Source organism: Pectobacterium atrosepticum (assembly GCF_000740965.1).
Classification (GTDB): Bacteria; Pseudomonadota; Gammaproteobacteria; order Enterobacterales; family Enterobacteriaceae; genus Pectobacterium; species Pectobacterium atrosepticum.
Window position 1 is genome coordinate 3,870,899 of the sequence record NZ_CP009125.1, and the last position, 19,689, is coordinate 3,890,587.

Here is a 19,689-nt window from a genome sequence, read left to right on the forward strand (position 1 = left end):
TCAACGTTGTGTATTGTTGGATGAAGTATTAGTAGATGAAGGCGTATTCGCGTTACGGTGGTTCGATTCTGGCACCAAACGATAGAAACTTTCGCCGGGTTTGATCATGCCCAGCTCATTGCGTGCGCGCTCTTCAATCGCTTCCTGTCCGCCATTGAGGTCATCAATTTCGGCAAACAGTTGTTCGTTACGGTCTTTTAATTTGGCATTGTTCCCCTGCTGGACAACAACATCATCCTTCACCCGAACATAATCATGAATGCCATTCTTGCCCAGCCACAGTGAGTACTGAAGCCAGCCAAGCAATATCAATAATAACAGCGTAAGCTTTCCCATCCGGCCCCCTGAAAAACCGCCTAATCATCCCATAACTTTTGTTTTGACTCCACTGTGTCCGGCAGTGGGAGGCAATATTCACCCTGCCGCATGCTCAAATGGGGATATTTCGGGCAGAAAACCACACCAAACGCGCTCCCGAGCAGCACTCGCGTCATCTATTCATCCCCTCTTACTTGCTACGACCGCCACCGTTCTTAGAGGACGAAAGCGAGCAGGAGCCCGCAGGGTAAAATCGACATAGGAAAAACGTCAGTTGAACCATTAATGCTATCTGTGTATTTTTATGCATACAAAGTGCATAAAAAAAGAAAATTTTACATTTAAACCAGGAGAAAACCATGTTCAAAAAACTGTTATGCGTTGGTGCGCTCTTCGCAACCGCACTATCCACCACCGTACTATCAATGAGCACCTTCGCCGCTGAACCTACTTACGTTGTCGGCTCTGGCGGAACCTATCGCCCATTTGAGTTTGAAAATGCGCAGAAACAGTTGGAAGGCTTTGATATTGATATTATTAAAGCGATCGCCAAAGCGGAGAATTTTAATATCAAGCTGATCAATACACCGTGGGAAGGCATCTTCGCGACCCTGAACTCCGGTGACCGCGACATTATTATCTCCGGTATCACGATTACCGACAAACGTAAGCAAATGGTCGATTTCTCCGCGCCTTATTTCCCTGCCGAACAGTCCATCGTGATTCCTAAAGGGTCGACGATCGACTCAATTGCCGCGCTGAAAGATCACAAAGTGGGTGTCGTAAACTCCAGTACCGCCGATATCGTGGTCTCCGACGTATTAGGCAAAAACAGTACATCGATTAAGCGCTTTGATAACACCCCGTTAATGTTACAAGAGCTGTATGAAGATGGTGTGGGTGCCGCAGTTGGCGATGTGGGCGTGGTGAAGTTTTACATTAAGACTCACCCTGAAAAACAGTTCAACCTGGTTTCTGATGCCAAATTCGAACGTCAGTATTTCGGGATCGCCGTAGCGAAAGGCAACGATAAACTGCGCGAGAAGATTAACGCCGGTCTGAAAAAAATCGTTGCTGATGGCACCTACGCCAAGATCTATCAAACCTGGTTTGATAACAATGTGCCGACTTTACCCGCAGAATAACGCCTGCAATACGCCGCGTACCTCTCTTGGTCTCAATCGCCTCATGTGAGACGTCGCATCAACCGGACAGCTAGCCTGTCCGGTTTAATTTATAAAAACCATTACGTTAGCCGATTCAAAAAAGGAAACGATCTTGACGGGATTTCGTTGGGAGATCATTCAGGAGTACGCCCCGCTATTTATGGAAGGCACCTGGATGACCATCAAATGCACCATTATTTGTGTCATTCTTGGCACCTGCTGGGGATTAACGCTCGGATTAGGCCGCTTAGCGCAGGCGCCGCACGGGCCGTGGAAATATATACTGCACTACGGCATTCAATGGCCGGTGCGGATCTATATCAGCGCCTTTCGGGGTACGCCACTATTTGTGCAAATCATGGTGGTGCACTTCGCTCTGGTGCCGCTGTTAATCAACCCGCGTGACGGGTTGCTGGTGACCAGCAATATTATGTCGGTCGATTTTGCCCGCACATTACGCTCAGATTACGGCGCGTTCCTCTCTTGCGTAGTGGCCATTACGCTGAATGCGGGTGCCTATGTCTCCGAGATATTCCGCGCCGGTATTCAATCTATCGATCGCGGTCAGATGGAGGCTTCACGCTCTCTCGGCATGAGCTATGGCCGCACCATGCGGAAAGTGATCCTGCCACAGGCTTTTCGCCGTATGCTGCCGCCTCTGGGTAATAACGCCATCGCCATTGTGAAAGATTCATCGCTGGCTTCGGCAATCGGATTGGCGGATCTCGCCTATGCCGCTCGTACGGTATCAGGGGCTTACGCCACGTACTGGGAACCCTACCTGGCGATCTCTATCGTCTACTGGGTTATTACTTTCCTGCTCTCGCTGCTGGTGCGGCACATGGAAATGAGGTTTGGCAAAAGTGATTCACGTTAATAACCTGCAAAAACAGTTTGGTGATACCCATGTCCTGCGTGGTATTTCCTGTGATATCGCGCCTCAGGAAGTACTCTGTCTGATTGGCCCATCCGGCTCAGGAAAAAGTACCTTTCTGCGTTGTATCAACGCACTGGAAACGCTGTCGGCGGGTGAGATTACGGTCAACGGCTTTGCCATTCACGATCAGAAAACCGATATCAACCGTATGCGTGAAAGCGTCGGGATGGTGTTTCAGCGCTTCAATCTGTTCCCACACATGACGGTGTTGGAAAATGTGATTATGGCCCCGATGGGAGTGAAGAAATTATCCCGCACACAAGCCGTTGAACGCGCTAAAGCGTTGCTCAGCAAGGTCGGGTTGCTGGATAAAATCGATGCCTGGCCGAACAGCCTGTCCGGTGGTCAGCAGCAGCGTGTTGCCATTGCCCGCGCGTTAGCAATGGAACCGGCGATCATGCTGTTCGATGAACCCACATCAGCATTAGACCCAGAGCTGGTTGGCGAAGTCCTGGCCGTCATGAAAACGCTGGCGAACGAAGGCATGACGATGGTCATCGTGACCCATGAAATGGCATTTGCCAGAGAAGTGGCGGATAGAGTGATCTTTATCGATCAGGGAATTATTCAGGAACAGGGAACGCCAGAGGCGATCTTTACTCACCCGAGTAACCCCCGCACGCAGGCTTTCTTGAGCAAGATCCTGTAAATAGTTTGAATGCTGTAAAATAACGGGCTGTCAGCCTCTTCCGCGCTGGCAGCCTTTCCCCTTACCGCCTTTCTTTTACCACCCGGTCAGAAAAGAAAACACCATCCAGAATAAACACACCACCGTCAGCCCCGTCGCAAAGAGCGTATAAAAAAGATAGCCTCTCAGCAGAAAGCTAAATCCGACGCCAACCAGCACCGAAAACGGCATCAGCGCCAGAAAGAACGGCCACGTGTAAAGCATGAAGAAAAACGTGGTATTAGAGCCATATACCAGAAAGGGGATACTAAAGGCCAACCAATAAAAGGAGAACCCCGTTACCGCCCCCATAAACAGGTAGGAAACGCCGTCATCCTCTTCTTGCGCTGGCCGAGTCTTGCTAATCGTTAACTGCGTGGCATTTTGCATATTCTTTCCCATTATTCCCCTGCATCACCCAACAGCGCGGTGAAAAAAGCGGGGACATCAGAGCTTGATAATAGCTCGCTTGCCAAGCAGATCTAACAATTGGTCTGTCAAATTTGTTACGAATTGTTCGCCATCCAGATGAGTATCCGGCGCTTCCGGCGCTTCATACGCCGAGTCGATCCCCGTGAAATTACGCAGTTCCCCCGCACGGGCTTTTTTGTACAACCCTTTAGGGTCGCGCGCTTCACAGGTCGCTAACGGCGTATCCACGAAGACTTCGATAAACTGCCCTTCGCCCAGTAAATCCTGCACCATTTTACGCTCGGCACGATGCGGCGAGATAAACGCAGTCAGAACCACCAGACCAGCATCGACCATCAGCTTGGCAACTTCACCCACGCGGCGGATGTTCTCGCGCCGATCGTCGTCGGTGAAGCCCAGATCCCGGCACAGCCCGTGCCGGACGTTGTCGCCATCCAGCAGGTAGGTGCTGACGCCACGCTGGTGCAGCGCTTGCTCCAGCGCCCCCGCCAGCGTGGATTTACCGGATCCAGATAACCCGGTAAACCAGATAACGACGCCCTGATGGCCACGCAGTTTTTCGCGCGACTCACGGGTGACATTGTGCGTATGCCAGACGACGTTATCGTCAGTTGGCGAGTGACGTAAAGACACGTTATTTGCCTCCCAGCAGATCGCGCGCACCCCAATGCGGGAAGTGGCGACGAACCAGTGCATTCAGTTCCAACTCAAACGCGCCATACGCACCCGGCTCTTGATACACCTGTTCGATAGGTTCCCGTACCAGACCAGCGCCTACCGTGACGTTGCTCAGACGATCGATAAAGATCATTCCCCCCGTCACCGCATTATGCTGGTAATTGTCCAGTACCAGCGGTTCATCAAAAACCAGCTCAATCGAACCGATGCCATTCAGAGGCAAGTTTTCCGCTACGCGCTGCGTCAGCGTATTGATCTCAACCTGATACTGAATGTTCTCGACCCGAGCACGCGTTTTCTTACCGCCAATCTTGATGTCGTAGCTTTGTCCCGGCACCAACGGCTGTTCTGCCATCCAGACGACATCCACTAACGCATGCTGCACCGCTTTCAGCGATTCGCTGCTGTCGACCAGCAGGTCACCGCGGCTGATATCAACCTCGTCCGCCAGCACCAGCGTAATCGCTTCACCCGCCTGCGCCTGCGGCAAATCGCCGTCAAAGGTCACAATACGGCTGATGGTAGATTCGACGCCGGACGGCAGCACTTTAACCCGTTGCCCGACGCGGATCATGCCGGATGCCAGCGTGCCAGCGTAGCCGCGGAAATCCAGATTCGGGCGGTTGACGTATTGCACCGAAAAGCGCATTGGCTGTTCCAGCGTGCGCTGCGCCACATTGACCGTTTCCAGCACATCCAGCAACGTTGGTCCGGTATACCAGCCCATCGTCGTGCTTGGCGTCGCGACATTGTCGCCATCCAATGCGGAAATCGGCACAAAGGTAATATTCAGGTCAGCAGGCAGTTGTTGGGCAAAATCCAGATAATCCTGCTTAAACTGCTCAAATACCGTTTGCTGATAATCAACCAAATCCATTTTGTTCACCGCCACCACCAGATCGCGAATGCCCAGCAGGGTCGCAATAAAGCTGTGACGACGGGTTTGATCCAATACGCCTTTACGCGCATCAATCAGCAGAATCGCAAGCTCACACGTCGATGCGCCGGTTGCCATGTTGCGGGTGTATTGCTCGTGTCCCGGCGTATCGGCGATGATGAATTTGCGTTTTTCCGTCGAGAAATAGCGGTAAGCGACGTCAATCGTGATGCCCTGCTCGCGTTCGGCCTGAAGCCCATCGACCAGCAGCGCCAGATCCAGCTTTTCGCCCTGCGTCCCGATACGCTTGCTGTCATTGTGCAGCGTACTGAGCTGATCTTCATAAATCTGGCGCGTATCGTGCAACAAACGGCCGATCAGCGTACTTTTTCCGTCGTCGACGCTGCCACAGGTCAGGAAACGCAACAGCGTTTTATCCTGCTGCGCGTGTAAATACGCTTCTACACCGCCTTGCTCGGCGATCTGCCGTGCAATCGCATCGTTGATGACGACGGCATCTTTCTCAGCCGCATTTTCTGCAACTGTGTCTTTTAAAGAAATTTGGCTCATTCGACGATTCCTCAGAAATACCCTTGACGCTTTTTCAGCTCCATTGAACCGGACTGATCGCGGTCAATTACCCTTCCCTGACGCTCACTGGTCGTGGAAACCAGCATCTCTTCGATGATTTCCGGTAGCGTCTGCGCATGCGATGCCACCGCACCGGTCAGCGGCCAACAGCCCAGCGTACGGAAGCGCACCATACGTTGTTCGATCACTTCGCCCGGTTGCAGATCGATGCGATCGTCATCCACCATCAGCAGCATGCCATCGCGCTCCACCACCGGGCGCGGCGCGGCCAGATACAGCGGGACAATATCGATGTTTTCCAGGTAGATATATTGCCAGATATCCAGCTCGGTCCAGTTGGAGAGCGGGAAAACGCGAATGCTCTCGCCTTTGTTAATCTGACCGTTGTAGTTGTGCCATAGTTCCGGGCGCTGGTTCTTTGGATCCCAACGGTGGAAACGGTCACGGAAAGAGTAAATACGCTCTTTGGCACGCGACTTCTCTTCATCGCGACGCGCCCCGCCAAACGCGGCATCAAAACCGTATTTATCCAGCGCCTGCTTCAGCCCTTCGGTTTTCATGATATCGGTATGCTTGGCGCTACCATGCACGAAGGGGTTAATCCCCAACGCTTCACCCTGTGGGTTGCGGTGCACCAGCAGTTCACAGCCGTAGGCTTTCGCCGTATGGTCACGGAATTCGTACATTTCACGAAATTTCCAACCGGTATCAACATGCAGCAACGGGAAAGGCAGCGATCCTGGATAGAATGCTTTGCGCGCCAGATGCAGCATCACCGAAGAGTCTTTGCCGATGGAGTACATCATCACCGGGTTACCGAACTCGGCCGCCACTTCGCGGATGATGTGAATGCTTTCGGCTTCAAGCTGCCGTAAATGCGTGAGTCGTTTCTCGTCCATACCCTTTCCTTAAGCCAAGTTTACTACCGCTGGGCGGCTGTCTTGCGGCACCGTCGGCGTTGTCTGACCAAACCAGGCAATCTGGTGATGCAAATCCACCACCTCGCCAATCACCAGCAGCGCCGGTGTCGGCGCTTGCCGTGCCAAATGTTCTAACTCTTGCAGCGTACCGATTTGTACCTGCTGATCGTGTCGAGTGCCGCGGCTGATCACCGCGACAGGCGTCAGCGCTGAGCGGCCATGTGCGATAAGCTGCTGTGAAATCTCCGCAGCCTTCATCGTTCCCATATAAATCGCCAGCGTCTGACGTCCACGCGCCAGCGTTGACCAGTCCAGCGAATCTCCATCAGGGCGACAGTGTCCGGTAATAAAAATCACGCTCTGTGCATAGTCACGGTGCGTCAATGGGATCCCTGCATACGCTGTGACGCCCGCTGCGGCCGTCACGCCGGGCACCACCTGAAACGTGATCCCTGCCTGTGCCACCGCCTGCAACTCTTCGCCGCCGCGGCCAAAAATGAAAGGATCGCCGCCTTTCAGACGCACGACCCGTTTGCCTTCCTGCGCCAGCTTCACCAATAGCTGATTAATCTCATCCTGCGGCAGCGAGTGTGTGCTGGCGCGTTTCCCGACGCAGATGCGTTCGGCATCGCGGCGCACCAAATCCAGCACGTCGGCGCTAACCAGATGGTCATACAGCACCACATCCGCCTGCTGCATCACCTGCAATCCGCGCAGCGTAAGCAGCCCAGCATCACCGGGGCCTGCACCAACCAGTGCCACTTCGCCTCGTGCTGCCGCGGGCAGTTGTTGTTCATCTTGCTGATTAACCAGCTGCTGTTGCAGTTCTACTTCGGCCTGCGCCAATTGTCCGGCAGAAACCAGCGACGCAAAGCGTCCGACAAACAGCCGTTCCCAAAAACGGCGGCGTGCTGGCATCGAATGCAACCGGGTTTTAATTCTGTCGCGCCAGCTTCCGGCGATTTGCGCCATCGTCCCCAAGCTGGCAGGCAGTAGTGATTCCAGTTTTTCACGCAGTAACCGTGCTAACACCGGTGCCTGTCCCCCTGAGGAAATCGCTACTACCAGCGGAGAGCGATCCACAATCGAGGGAAAAATAAACGTACACTTCGGCTGATCGTCCACCACGTTGACCAGCAAATGGCGCTGATTCGCCGCCTCAAACACCGCCGCATTCAGCTCGGCGTCATCCGTTGCGGCAATCACCAGAAACACGCCAGATAACAGTTCCGGTGTAAAAGATTGCGCCAGCCATTCAACCTGCCCGGCCTGATGCTGTGCAGCCAACGGTTCCGCCAGCGCTAACGCGACAATTTTCACCTCCGCACCCGCGCGTTGCAGCAGATCGATTTTGCGCGTAGCAACTTCACCACCGCCAACGACCAGTACTGGACGCTGACGAAGATCGGCAAATATAGGGAGATAGTTCACAATCGCCTTAACTAAGCAAAAAAGTAGATAATGCGACTATACGGTGTGGACAGAACACTTATGAAATGCCGAATTGGAATGACAAGTTCCGTAATGGAATAACACCACGTTTACAACTGTGATTGGGGCGAGGCTCTCCCCTAAAAAAGACTATTTCTTATACACAAATCCACAGGCTTCGCAGATTTTGCTATTCCCCGGCGTAAAAAATTATGCTGAGGAGGTAGCTGGCTTAGGATGAGCCGCAGGACGCGGCGAAAGCTTGCGCCACGTCGGGAACGTGTCGCAAGCGGTCCGTTAAGCCAGATATCGACGAAGGCATCGCGTTAGCGGCATAATTTACGCCGAAAGCCTAGGGGTCACGGGGCGAGTGGCGTTTGAGCCGCCCCGTGTCGGGCGTGTGCGACGAAGTAGCATGGAATGGCAATATTGTGGCGCACGAAACCGTCTCCTCATCTGCATAAAAATATGGCTAAGAGACAAACGACAATGTGTCAGATGCCTTTACCCTTCGTGCAACCCGCACTCGCGCTTTAAGCCGAAGAAGCGGGTTTCTTCTTCGCTCATGCCCGGTTCCCATTTGCGGGTGGTGTGCGTATCGCCGACTGACAAATAGCCCTGATCCCACAGCGGATGGTAGCTCAGGCCGTTTTCTTTCAGATATTGATACACCGTCCGGTTATCCCAATCGATAATCGGCAGGAATTTGAAGACGCCGCGCTGAATCGCCAGCACTGGCAATTCCCCCCGACTGCCGGACTGTTCACGGCGCAGGCCAGCAAACCACGTCCCAGCGTTTAGCTCGCTCAACGCCCGATTCATCGGCTCGACTTTATTCAGCAGGTTGTAGCGCTCAATACCTTCCACGCCCTGATCCCACAGCTTGCCATAACGAGACTCTTGCCATGCTGGAGACTCTGCGGCGCGATACACGTGCAGATTCAGATTCAGCTGTTCCGTCAGTGCATCAATAAACTGATAGGTTTCAGGAAACAGATAGCCGGTATCCGTAAGGATGACCGGAATATCCGGCCGCTGTTGCGTCACCAGATGTAGCGATATCGCAGCCTGAATGCCGAAACTGGACGACAAAACGAAATCGCCCGGTAAATTCTCCAGCGCCCAGCTCACCCTTTCCTGCGCGGACAGCTGTTCAAGCTGGCCATTCACAGCCGCCAGCGCGGCCACCTGTTCCTCTTTCGGTAACGCGTTGAGCGCCTTAAGGTTAAATTCGGCCATCAGGATCTCCTATCAGTCATAAAAATCGCGGGCGGGATCCAGCACCGGTCTAATGATTTTGGTACGAATAACGAAATCGCCGAAGCCTTCATTCTGAAGACGATCTTGCGCCCATAGCCCGACAAGCCTGTCGATTTCGGCGAGGATCTCGGTTTCATTAATGTTTTCGCGATACATACGGGGAATGCGAGTCCCCTCGCGATTCCCGCCAAGGTGCAGGTTATAGCGTCCCATCGCTTTGCCCACCAGACCGATTTCCGCCAGCATCGAGCGGCCACAGCCGTTTGGACAGCCCGTAACGCGCAGGACAATGTGCTCATCACCGACGCCGTGCTGCTGCATAATACCTTCCACCTTCGTGACAAATTCCGGCAGGAAACGCTCAGCTTCTGCCATTGCCAACGGGCAGGTCGGGAACGATACGCAGGCCATCGAATTCTTGCGTTGCTCACTGACGCTGTCATCAATCAGTCCATGTTCACGCGCCAGCGCATCAATCTTCGCTTTGCTCCGTGCAGGAACACCCGCCACGATCAAATTCTGATTCGCCGTTAAGCGGAAATCCCCTTTATGGATCTTGGCGATTTCCGCCAGACCGGTTTTCAGCGGACGACCCGGATAATCCAGAATACGACCGTTTTCGATAAACAACGTCAGGTGCCATTTATTGTCGATGCCTTTTACCCAGCCGATGCGATCGCCACGTTCGGTGAATTCATACGGGCGTACCGCTTCAAATTTCACACCGGCGCGAGCTTCCACTTCCTGCTTGAAGTTGTCTACACCCACACGCTCCAGCGTGTATTTGGTTTTGGCATTTTTACGATTGGTACGGTTGCCCCAGTCACGCTGCGTGGTCACCACCGCTTCCGCGATGGCCAGCGTATGCTCAATAGAAATATAGCCCAGCTCACTGGCAGTACGCGGATAGGTTTCTTTGTCGCCGTGCGCGATAGAAAGCCCACCGCCCACCAGCACGTTAAAGCCCACCAGACGGCCATTATCGGCAATCGCCACGAAGTTAAGATCGTTCGCATGCAGATCCACATCATTCTGCGGCGGAACCACGACGGTAGTTTTAAACTTACGCGGCAGATACGTTGAACCCAGAATCGGCTCTTCATCCGTCGTCGCCACTTTTTCCTGATCCATCCAGATCTCAGCATAGGCACGCGTGCGCGGCAGCAGATGCTCAGAGATCGTCTTCGCCCACTCATACGCCTGCTGATGCAGTTCGGACTCTCTCGGGTTAGACGTACACAGCACATTACGGTTCATGTCGTTCGCCGTCGCCAGCGCATCCAGACCGATGCTATTCAGCATCTGGTGTACCGGTTTCACGTTCGATTTGAGAATACCGTGGTACTGGAACGTCTGACGGTTGGTGATACGAATGCTGCCATAAATCGTGTTCTCGCCAGCAAATTTGTCGATCCGTAACCACTGCTGCGGCGTCATCACCCCACCAGGCAAACGGCAACGCAGCAGCATCGCATGGCGCGGTTCCAGCTTCTGTTCGGCACGCTCGGCACGAATATCGCGATCATCCTGCTGATACATGCCGTGGAAACGGATCAGCAGAAAGTTATCGCCCTTAAAGCCGCCGGTCAGACCATCGTTCAGGTCTTCAGCAATCGTGCCACGCAGAAAGTTACTTTCTGTCTTCATGCGCTCTGCATCAGTGAGTTTCCCTTCTACCACCAAGGGGCCAGGGTGTTTTTCACTGAAAACGTATTTTTCGCTCATTAGTACACATCTCGCTGATAACGGCGCTCAAGGCGCAGATCGCTTAAAAACTCGTCGGCTTGTTCACTGTCCATGCCGCCATGCTCAACTATCACATCCAGCAGTGCTCGCTCGACGTCTTTCGCCATACGGTTAGCATCGCCACACACGTACAAGTGCGCACCGTCCTGAATCCAGCGCCAGACTTCCGCGCCTTTTTCCCGCAGTTTGTCCTGTACATAGATTTTGTGTGCTTGATCGCGCGACCACGCCAGATCGATGTGCGTCAACAGCCCTTCTTTCACGTAGCGCTGCCATTCAACCTGATACAGAAAGTCTTCCATAAAGTGTGGATTACCGAAGAACAGCCAGTTCTTTCCTTCCGCCACTTCGGCATCGCGCTGTTGCATAAAGGCGCGGAACGGCGCAATCCCGGTTCCCGGCCCAATCATGATGACAGGAGTTTCCGAATTGGCAGGCAGGCGGAAGTTATCGTTATGCTCGATAAAGACGCGGATTTCATCGTCTTCACTCAGCCTGTCGGCCAGATAGCTGGAGGCACCACCGGCACGTGCACGGCCTTCATATTCATAGCGCACCACACCAACGGTGATATGCACTTCGCTTTCGGCTTCTGCCTGTGATGAAGCAATGGAGTAAAGACGTGGCGTCAACGGACGCAGCAGGCCAAGCAACTGTTCCGCCGTCAGTTCTACTGGCGCTTGTCGCACCATATCAACCAGCGGCGTCCGCTGCGCAAACTGCTGAAGCGCAGGCTTATCAGCCAGCAGCGACAACAGCGTCTCATTGCGCGACAACGCAGCATATTTCTCGACGATCGGCGCAGTATTTTGCGTCAGCTCAAAGTGGCTTTTCAGCGCCTGCGACAGTGGCAGCGTCTTGCTGTCAACGCTGACGGATTCATCGCCTTTCAGCCACAGCAGCTCCAGCAATTCCTGTACCAGCTCAGGATCATTATCGAACCAGACACCCAGCGCGTCACCCGGCTGATAACGTAAACCGGAATCCCCCAGATCAATCTCGATATGGCGCACGTCTTTTTCTGAACCACGTCCGGTCACTTTCTGATTCACGGCAAACGTGGCCTGCAACGGCGAGGATTTGCTGTACGGGCTGCTGGTAATTTCATCCAGTGCGCCCTGAGCGGCAAGCTGTGCCACCGCGTTGCCCTGAACCGGCACCCGCGCCTGCAAAATGTCAACCACCTGACGTCGCCATTGTGCGGCAAGCGCCTGATAATCCACATCGGCATCAACGCGATCCAGCAAGCGTTCCGCGCCTAACTCAGCCAGACGACCATCGAAATCTTTACCCGCCTTGCTGAAGAATTCATAAGAGGTATCACCCAGCCCAAACACCGCAAACGCGGTGTCTTTCAGCTCCGGCGCTTTTTTGGAAAGCAGAAACTTATGCAGTGCCACCGCCTCTTCCGCTGGCTCCCCTTCACCCTGCGTCGACGCCACGATCAGCAGCAGTTTTTCTTGCCCGATTTGCTTGAATTTGTAATCACCCGCATTGACCAGATTGACGGACAGCTTGGCCGCCAGCAGGTCGTCACGCAATTGTTCCGCGACCCGACGCGCATTGCCGGTCTGCGAGGCGGAAATAAGCGTGATAGTTTGTACCGGCACCGTTACCGCAGAAGCGGTGGTCGCCGCGTCGATCGTTGCACCAGGTTGCACGTTCCCAGGCTGTTGTATCAGCCCCCAGAAATAGCCGGATAGCCAGGCCAGCTGCGTCGATGAGAAATCACCGGTTGCCGCCTGTAAACGCGTTAATTGCTCCGCACTCAGCGGAAGCAACGAAGTGGGGGAAACCGGAGTAGTCATTGTGATTTCTGTTTCCTTGTGCCTGTGCAGTTAGCCAACGGCGCTAATACAAAAACATGCAATAAAAAGATGGATGGAGGATAAGGGTAACGATCTGCATCTTAACAATTAAAGAAATGATGGAAATATTAAATAACCAAAATGACTAAATGGTTTTTCTGATAGTCCTTATTGCTTAAAGTGTTATAGCCGATGGGGTGCGCGTTTCATGGCGGTATAGGTAGGAACTCATGAGGAAAGTGGGGCTGCCGCGCAGCCCCATACAAACAGGATGTGGGCTAAATTTTTAGGACTTTCATGCCGAAATCGTCAGGATTGACGATATTTTCGAGCTTACCGACCTGCAATAAGTCGCCATTAGAAACGACACTGCTGATATTGGTATCAGGAAAGCGAAGGTTCTTGATGAGATGCACCACGATAGGCTTGCCCTTTTTATCAATATCCATCACCCACCCAAGAAAGCCTCCCGAGTATTTCGCCAGACTGCCTATTGGGTAGAGGCCGTAAATTTGCACGTATTTGACCAACACGGCCTTATCATAGGCACCGCTCGCCTCATAGACTTTGCGGTAGGTAGCCAATGGCGTGCGAGGAGAAATGCCATTACGCGCATACCTCAGCTTATTAATTGCCTTAATCACGGACACTAATCGGATTAACTCCGATAGCCGATCGGCGCGTTTACCTTGCGGATAGCCGCTACCGTCCAAACGCTCGTTAGCATTTTCTATCACATCGCAACACGTGGGGCTGAGCACCCAGCCTAATTCATGAAGTTTCGCACACAGCACGCCTACATGACCGCTAAGGATCGCCTTCTGCGCCGGGTTCATATTCACTTTCAGCGACGGAAGACGGGCGTTTACTAGCAGCGGCTTGCCCATCGTGTGGAGTAACGCGCCTAACACCGCCTCACGCACCTGAGGATTATGTGGGTCGGAAATTAACAGCATATCAGCCAGCTTCCCCGCGACCTGCACCGCATGTCTGACCCAATCCGCCTCATCGCGCAGGAACGACAGCGCGTACAAAAAGGCTTTTCTCTCTTTTTTAACCATATAGAGCAAGGTGTCAACGCAGTCGTAAAAGATATCAATAGGCAGTTGATTGCGCGTTTTCATGTACATCAGCCCAATCTGAAGCCGATGAGCAACCTCCATCACTCCTCGTTCCATGGACGTCTGACGAGTACGTTTCTCTCGCTCCTGACTTTCTCGCAGCAATATGTTTTTCTCCTTGGTGCCCGGAATGAACAACGGGGACGAATACACCATGCTGCCAGTGACGCCGGTTCGGTATGCCGCCTCTCTTTCAGACTCATTCGTGTAGTGAAGCAAGGCTTCCGACTGGGATGAAGACAAATTGATAAATTGGATGCCGACGGCTGCATAGCCATTATTCCCAAAGGGCCGTATATGGCGAATTTTCCCCTCGGCATAAAAACTTTCTCCGTTAGGGAATTCAAGCGTGATTCCGGGAATATCTTGACCCACTTCAATCGCGATACTCTCAACCAGATCGATTTCAACCATACATCCACCGGTCGATAAATTACGCACCATCCCGGGCACATTAAGCGCATGTAGATAAACTTCAATGCGAGCACGGGCCTGCATACCAAGAATAAAGGGAATACGAATCGCCCCCCTGTTTTCCGTGACAAACACAGACTCTGGCAAGCGACATTCCAGACGATAAAACATACTGTCCGTCTTGAATAATTGGGTAGGGATATTACAAAGACTGTAGGTTTCTCGTTCTATGCTCTCCGTGCCTTTGAGTGCCTCCAGATCAAAATTCAAGCCACCATCGACAAGATACTTATCGATATCCGAGCCAGAATATTCAACATCTAATACCATACGACCTTTATTCAGGTTCAGTTCCGCAACATCTGCTTTCAATGCATATAGCATATCTTTGGCATAGACAGACATCACATAGGTATGTTGCAGCAATGCGCTAATCACTTTAGCGGGAGGAGGAGAAAAGTGTTCCACGATAAAATCCACCTATTAATGCGATGGTGATATACCCAAAAACCCAAAAAAGGATTTCTATTTTTTTAAAAAACGAATTATCACGTGGGATTAAAGTCTTTAGAAAATGTATATTATTACTAAGTGTAAATGTCACTCAGGAACAATTCCGAGTTGCTTCTCACCCCGATATCATTATGAAACAACGATCTTAACATCGCTTATCATCCTAACAAGGATGACATGAAGTCACAACGATCGCACGCCCCATCAAATTGATCAAAATACAAACAAAATAATCATAAAAACCAAACAAACGAGAATTATTAATAATAAATTCCATTAAAAATATCATTAATGGAATAAAAAACAAACATCAATATAGATTTAAACGATCATTAGTTTTTTGTTGATAGCCAAAAACTATCAAACGGGAATTATTGATCATTTAAAACAATTTCCAAATATTCCAAATTATTGTGTAGAATCCAAACGAGCCATGTTATGGAATTCCTATTTCTATGGAGAGGGTGAGTAATCAGTAAAATGAATACAACAACATTGAATATCGATGGAGAAATTCTTAGGCTAACAGCAGAATTTCAGCCTATTATCCATCTCCCTAAAAATAAAATATTCCGCTATGAAGCCCTCGCCAGGTTTTATAACTCGGAAGGGATACTCACACCAACTCAGCAAACAATAGATAAAATTGAGAAGTGTCAAGCAATCGATAAAGTAACAGATTTTATGTTTGATGTTGTTTGTCAGGTAATAAAAAACAAAAACAGCATGACAATATCATTCAACCTGTCGCACTTACTTTTTAATAACACTCTCTATCTGGAAAGCTTATATCAGAAATGCTTAAGCAATAATGTTAGCCCACAGAATATAGAAATAGAGATCAGTGAAAAAACGACCCGACAGCAGTTAATTGATGGAATACCTTTTTTAAACCAAGCCAAAAAATATGGCTTTATGATTTCATTAGATGATTTTGGCGCAGGAAATCTACAGATAGACAGCTTGAGTTTGTTTAACTTCGATACGATAAAAATCGATCGCTCCATTATAGATGGCATTGGTAAAGAAGAAACAAAATCACAAAAACTAAAAGTCTTATTGAATAAACTTATTCCTCTTGGGGTAAATATTATCTGTGAGGGTGTTGAAAAAGCCACCGATTTAAATCGATTAAATAAATACCATCCCATTGGTATTCAAGGATATATTTTCTATCGTCCATTAACGTTCAGCCAATTAAGGCTACTGGAAGGTTTTTAGCTTGTAGCTTGCACCCCAGCTTCTGCTGCCCTGTTCCTCGCAGGTTAGCGCGTCATAATCGGTCTGCGATATTCACTCCCACGATAAATCCCCCGCCAACAACGCCTTAGGCGATCGACATTAGCGAACACGCTCACATTTCTGGCGTTCTCCCCAGGAATTTATCCTTTGCGCTAGCGCATCAATGCGATACTCACGCCAGTGGCAACGGGAGAAAAATGATGTGGCAACGACGCGCGCTGGAACTCAATACGCAGGATATATGGCACTGGCAACAGGCCATCTCGATCGTCGATTACGCCTGTGAACACGGCTTCAATACGCTGGTGCTGGGTGCGGCAGATTTACTGGATAAACTCGTGACGCCGGAAGCCTACAATAACGCGCGTTTTGACGATCGCATCAGCAGCCAGCAGCGTTCCCGCTGCGTTTACCTGAATCAGATTGCGGCGCACTGCCGCGAACAGGGACTGTCGCTGTATCTGCAATGCAAAGAGCTGTCGTTTCCCACGGATCTACTGCTTCATCACCCAGAATTACTCGGCGACAAACATAGCCTCCGCATGGATACCGATTTTTGGTGCGACTACCTTGCTGCCAAAGTCGAACTGCTGATACAGCAAATACCACGTCTGAGTGGCCTGCTGCTGGCGATCTCCAACAGCGACAGTCTGCTGCGCTTTTCTGCCCCTTCCGGCGATGAGATCAACGGCGTCGTTCCTGTCACCACCCACTGGCCGACCAACGCCGACAGCGAGCAGATCTACCACCGGTTATTCTCCGCCGTCGCCCGCGTCATGCACTATCACCAGCGCCATCTGGTGTTGCGCGCGTTTCCCGCCAGCCATCAGGATATCGGTAACGTTCTGAACGCCATTCGTACACTGCCGGAATCCGTCTCCGTCGCTATCAAAGTCACGCCAGAGCGCTTCTGGCCTGAATTTCCCAATAATCCAGCACTGCTGGACATTAGCGGGCGCGAAGTCTGGGTTGAGCTGGATCTGGCTGGCGAAGAGGTCGGCTGGGGCAATCTGCCCTTCCTACGCTACACCGAGGTACAAGGGCGGTTGCTGTGGTGCAGGGAGAAAAATCCCGCGATTGTCAGCGCACTGTGCCGTATCAGTTGGGAGGGCGTCGATAATCACAGCGTGATCGGCACGCTAAGCGAGTTCACCCTGTTCGCCTGCTCCCGATTACTCACTAACCAGACTGCATCAGCAAACGAAAGTACGCTGTTTGCACAGTGGTTAATGACGCGCTATCAGTGGCAGCCGGACGATAGCGTACTGCACACCATGCAGACCTTATTAGATCAGGCGCATCAGGCCGTTTCTCTGTCGCTATATACGCGTCACCACGTTTTTCATCGCCACAGCCTGCTGCCGACCAGCTTTGGTCAGGCAATCTGGAGTCTGTACGGTCAGCTCAACCGTAACCACTGGCTGCCGGGTTCTGGGCAAGATATTACGTTCGACCCGCAGCATGCCGAGCTGGCATCGCAAAACCTCTATCATATCGCGAAAGAGAAAGATGTCGCGTGGCAATTGGCGGAACAGTGCCAGCAGGCCGCACTGCAATTTTCCCGTGAACACACAATGCCAGAGGCGCTCAGACAGCGCTGGCAGCAGGAATGGCGTGGGCTGACGCTGTATTGCCGCGCATTTGTTCACGCACAGAAAGCCTTCTTTACGCTGCACTACTGCAAACAGGTGGAGAACAACTGGACGCTGCGTGAAATCGCCAAAACCAATATTCAGGCGTTATACGGCATTGGACATGAGATGGAAGATTTCTGCCTGCAACACCGGGATTACCCGGTGAGCATGCATGTGATGTTTGATGCCGGGCGTCCGCGCGCGTTAGCCGATAGCCTGCAACAGCAGTTGGCTGAACTCGCGTAACGCACCGGCCAGTAATATACCTTAATCAGTAAAACACCTTAGTCAGCAACTATCTTAGCCAGTCATTCGCTTAGCGAATGACTCGTTTCAGAATTCGCTCCCCAGAATTGCTGAAGTTTTTCGCCGACTCTTCGACGCTCTTTTTACTATAATCGAGCTGTTCGATGGTTTGCAGGATCAGGCTGGCAAGCTGGGGATCTTCAAGATAGGAAGAAACAGATGTTTGCATCGGCTTTTGCAACGCAAGCGATAATCCGGCAACCGACAGATCGTTGGTGTCCAGCTTCTGCTTTTCTTCTAGCGTATGTCTGGCAATGCGGCTGAGCGGAATACCGCGCTCGGTCCCCATCAGTAGCGCCCCTTCAGGATCGTTCATCAGGAAATTCAGCAACAGCGCTGCTTCTTTCGGGTGTTTGGTGTTTTTGCTGATGGCAAACAGCATCGACGGTTTGAAGAACTGTCCTGAATTATCCGAACCTGGCGTCATGATATATGGCCCTAATTCAAGCTTGCCGGGTGCCGCCAGCGGATCGGCGTATTTCTTCACGACCGAAATCCACAGATGCGCACCACCGTATTCACCGTTAATCCAAGGGCGCGTTTCATACATACCCACTTTGCCAAACGCGTTGTAATACTTCGAAGACGGCATTACGTGTTCGTCGATCAAACGCTTGTAAAAGCGGAACGCCTCGATCCATTGTGCCTCGCTGTAGTTAAAGCGTTTGTTCTTCTCATCGATCATGCCGATCTGATATTTCTGTGTCATGTAATAGTTGATCAACTCCAGCATGCCTTCACCGCTGTCCTGCGCAGGCGAAGCAATCGGGAAATAGTTATCACCCAGTTTTTCTTTAAATACCTTGCCCGCATGGAACAGCTCATCCCAATTGGTGGGGTACGGCAGCCCAGCCTTCTTCCAGGTTTCCGTGTTGTAGTACATCACCAACGCATTCAGCGAGGTGGAAATCGCGTTCACCTTACCGTCGATGGTTGCTGGCTTCAGCGCATCTTCGGGGAAATCCTGCAATTTCAGTGTATCGGTCAGCTTATTCAGGTCATAAAACCCAGTGCCAGTCTTGGAAAAAATCGGCAGCCAATTCCAGTTCACCTGGAGTACATCCGGCTCCTCACCGCTGGCAATTTGCGTCGTCAGACGAGATAAGTGCCCGTCCCAACCGGTATATTCTGGTTTTACGCTGATATATGGATATTGTTTCTGAAAAGCTTCCAGCGCACTCAACGTCGCCTGATGACGGCTGTTTCCTCCCCACCAGGAGAGGCGTAATTCCACTGGTTCAGCAGCCTGCGCGAGCGAACAGAGCGCAGAGAAGGCGATGACAATCAGTCCAAGTAATCTCATTTTTCCCCCAACGACATTATTATTGTGGTGTGTCTGGTGTGGCGTATAGATGAGAACAGGTAGGGTATTCTCGACCCTGACAAGATAGGCAGAACCTTTTTTATCGCGCCAGTCACCACGGCGGGAAAACGCGTGATTTGCGGGACGGATGGAAGAAATGTTGATGACAGCGTCGCGTTGGCAGGCATTTCAACCACGCAGCATGAGTCCTATCTGACGCGGTAGGGAGGCGCCTCACATCATTAACCGACGCACCACACCAAAAAGAGATTTAATTCACAAATAAGAAACACAAAAACAACAAAATCACTCCACGTACCCGGCA

At 51.6% G+C, this 19,689-nt stretch carries 16 protein-coding genes; 5 read left to right on the plus strand and 11 right to left on the minus strand.

Going from position 1 to position 19,689, the window contains the following annotated elements; all coding sequences use genetic code 11:
- A complete protein-coding gene (gene ftsB, locus GZ59_RS17140) occupies positions 1 to 336 on the minus strand; it encodes a cell division protein FtsB (protein ID WP_011095039.1) in 336 nt (111 codons plus the stop codon).
- Positions 337 to 677: 341 nt separating this feature from the next.
- On the opposite strand from ftsB, the gene GZ59_RS17145 reads away from it, so the two are divergent.
- The 3 genes from GZ59_RS17145 to GZ59_RS17155 all read left to right on the plus strand — a co-directional run bounded on the left by GZ59_RS17145 (position 678) and on the right by GZ59_RS17155 (position 3,070).
- Positions 678 to 1,463 (plus strand): basic amino acid ABC transporter substrate-binding protein, encoded by a 786-nt coding sequence (locus tag GZ59_RS17145; RefSeq protein ID WP_039293355.1) that lies wholly within the window; start codon positions 678 to 680, stop codon positions 1,461 to 1,463.
- A 133-nt stretch (positions 1,464 to 1,596) separates the two neighbouring features.
- The gene (locus GZ59_RS17150) at positions 1,597 to 2,361 is read left to right on the plus strand and encodes an amino acid ABC transporter permease (protein ID WP_011095041.1); all 765 of its coding nucleotides are present in this window, start codon (positions 1,597 to 1,599) and stop codon (positions 2,359 to 2,361) included.
- The gene (locus GZ59_RS17155; protein WP_011095042.1) at positions 2,348 to 3,070 is read left to right on the plus strand and encodes an amino acid ABC transporter ATP-binding protein; all 723 of its coding nucleotides are present in this window, start codon (positions 2,348 to 2,350) and stop codon (positions 3,068 to 3,070) included. The genes GZ59_RS17150 and GZ59_RS17155 overlap by 14 nt, the downstream gene beginning before the upstream one ends.
- A gap of 75 nt (positions 3,071 to 3,145) precedes the next feature.
- Here GZ59_RS17155 and GZ59_RS17160 read toward each other — a convergent pair whose 3' ends face one another.
- From GZ59_RS17160 to GZ59_RS17200, 9 genes are all read right to left on the minus strand, one after another.
- Positions 3,146 to 3,478 (minus strand): DUF3561 family protein, encoded by a 333-nt coding sequence (locus GZ59_RS17160; RefSeq protein WP_039295216.1) that lies wholly within the window; start codon positions 3,476 to 3,478, stop codon positions 3,146 to 3,148.
- A 57-nt stretch (positions 3,479 to 3,535) separates the two neighbouring features.
- The gene (gene cysC, locus GZ59_RS17165) at positions 3,536 to 4,216 is read right to left on the minus strand and encodes an adenylyl-sulfate kinase (RefSeq protein ID WP_181023462.1); all 681 of its coding nucleotides are present in this window, start codon (positions 4,214 to 4,216) and stop codon (positions 3,536 to 3,538) included.
- Positions 4,155 to 5,645: a sulfate adenylyltransferase subunit CysN gene (cysN, locus tag GZ59_RS17170; RefSeq protein ID WP_103791631.1), complete on the minus strand. Its 1,491-nt coding sequence runs from the start codon at positions 5,643 to 5,645 to the stop codon at positions 4,155 to 4,157. Before cysN ends, cysC begins: the two co-directional genes overlap by 62 nt.
- Before the next feature lie 11 nt (positions 5,646 to 5,656).
- Entirely contained in the window at positions 5,657 to 6,565 is a 909-nt protein-coding gene (cysD, locus tag GZ59_RS17175; RefSeq protein ID WP_011095046.1) for a sulfate adenylyltransferase subunit CysD, read from the minus strand.
- Between the two features lie 9 nt (positions 6,566 to 6,574).
- Positions 6,575 to 8,017, minus strand: a complete 1,443-nt coding sequence (gene cysG / locus GZ59_RS17180; protein ID WP_039293360.1) for a siroheme synthase CysG — start codon at positions 8,015 to 8,017, stop codon at positions 6,575 to 6,577.
- A 504-nt stretch (positions 8,018 to 8,521) separates the two neighbouring features.
- Positions 8,522 to 9,256 (minus strand): phosphoadenylyl-sulfate reductase, encoded by a 735-nt coding sequence (locus tag GZ59_RS17185; protein ID WP_039293363.1) that lies wholly within the window; start codon positions 9,254 to 9,256, stop codon positions 8,522 to 8,524.
- 12 nt (positions 9,257 to 9,268) lie between these two features.
- Positions 9,269 to 11,002: an assimilatory sulfite reductase (NADPH) hemoprotein subunit gene (gene cysI, locus GZ59_RS17190; RefSeq protein WP_039293367.1), complete on the minus strand. Its 1,734-nt coding sequence runs from the start codon at positions 11,000 to 11,002 to the stop codon at positions 9,269 to 9,271.
- Positions 11,002 to 12,831, minus strand: coding sequence for an NADPH-dependent assimilatory sulfite reductase flavoprotein subunit (cysJ, locus tag GZ59_RS17195; protein WP_039293370.1), 1,830 nt, complete (start codon positions 12,829 to 12,831; stop codon positions 11,002 to 11,004). The genes cysI and cysJ overlap by 1 nt, the downstream gene beginning before the upstream one ends.
- 278 nt (positions 12,832 to 13,109) lie before the next feature.
- The gene (locus GZ59_RS17200; protein ID WP_039293374.1) at positions 13,110 to 14,834 is read right to left on the minus strand and encodes a PilZ domain-containing protein; all 1,725 of its coding nucleotides are present in this window, start codon (positions 14,832 to 14,834) and stop codon (positions 13,110 to 13,112) included.
- Between the two features lie 525 nt (positions 14,835 to 15,359).
- Between GZ59_RS17200 and GZ59_RS17205 the strand changes: the two genes are divergently transcribed.
- The gene (locus GZ59_RS17205; protein WP_039293376.1) at positions 15,360 to 16,100 is read left to right on the plus strand and encodes an EAL domain-containing protein; all 741 of its coding nucleotides are present in this window, start codon (positions 15,360 to 15,362) and stop codon (positions 16,098 to 16,100) included.
- A gap of 221 nt (positions 16,101 to 16,321) precedes the next feature.
- Positions 16,322 to 18,001 (plus strand): hypothetical protein, encoded by a 1,680-nt coding sequence (locus tag GZ59_RS17210; RefSeq protein WP_039295221.1) that lies wholly within the window; start codon positions 16,322 to 16,324, stop codon positions 17,999 to 18,001.
- 70 nt (positions 18,002 to 18,071) lie between these two features.
- Here the strand turns inward: GZ59_RS17210 and GZ59_RS17215 are convergent, their stop codons facing one another.
- Positions 18,072 to 19,364 (minus strand): ABC transporter substrate-binding protein, encoded by a 1,293-nt coding sequence (locus GZ59_RS17215; RefSeq protein ID WP_039293378.1) that lies wholly within the window; start codon positions 19,362 to 19,364, stop codon positions 18,072 to 18,074.
- Between the last annotated feature and the right edge of the window lie 325 nt (positions 19,365 to 19,689).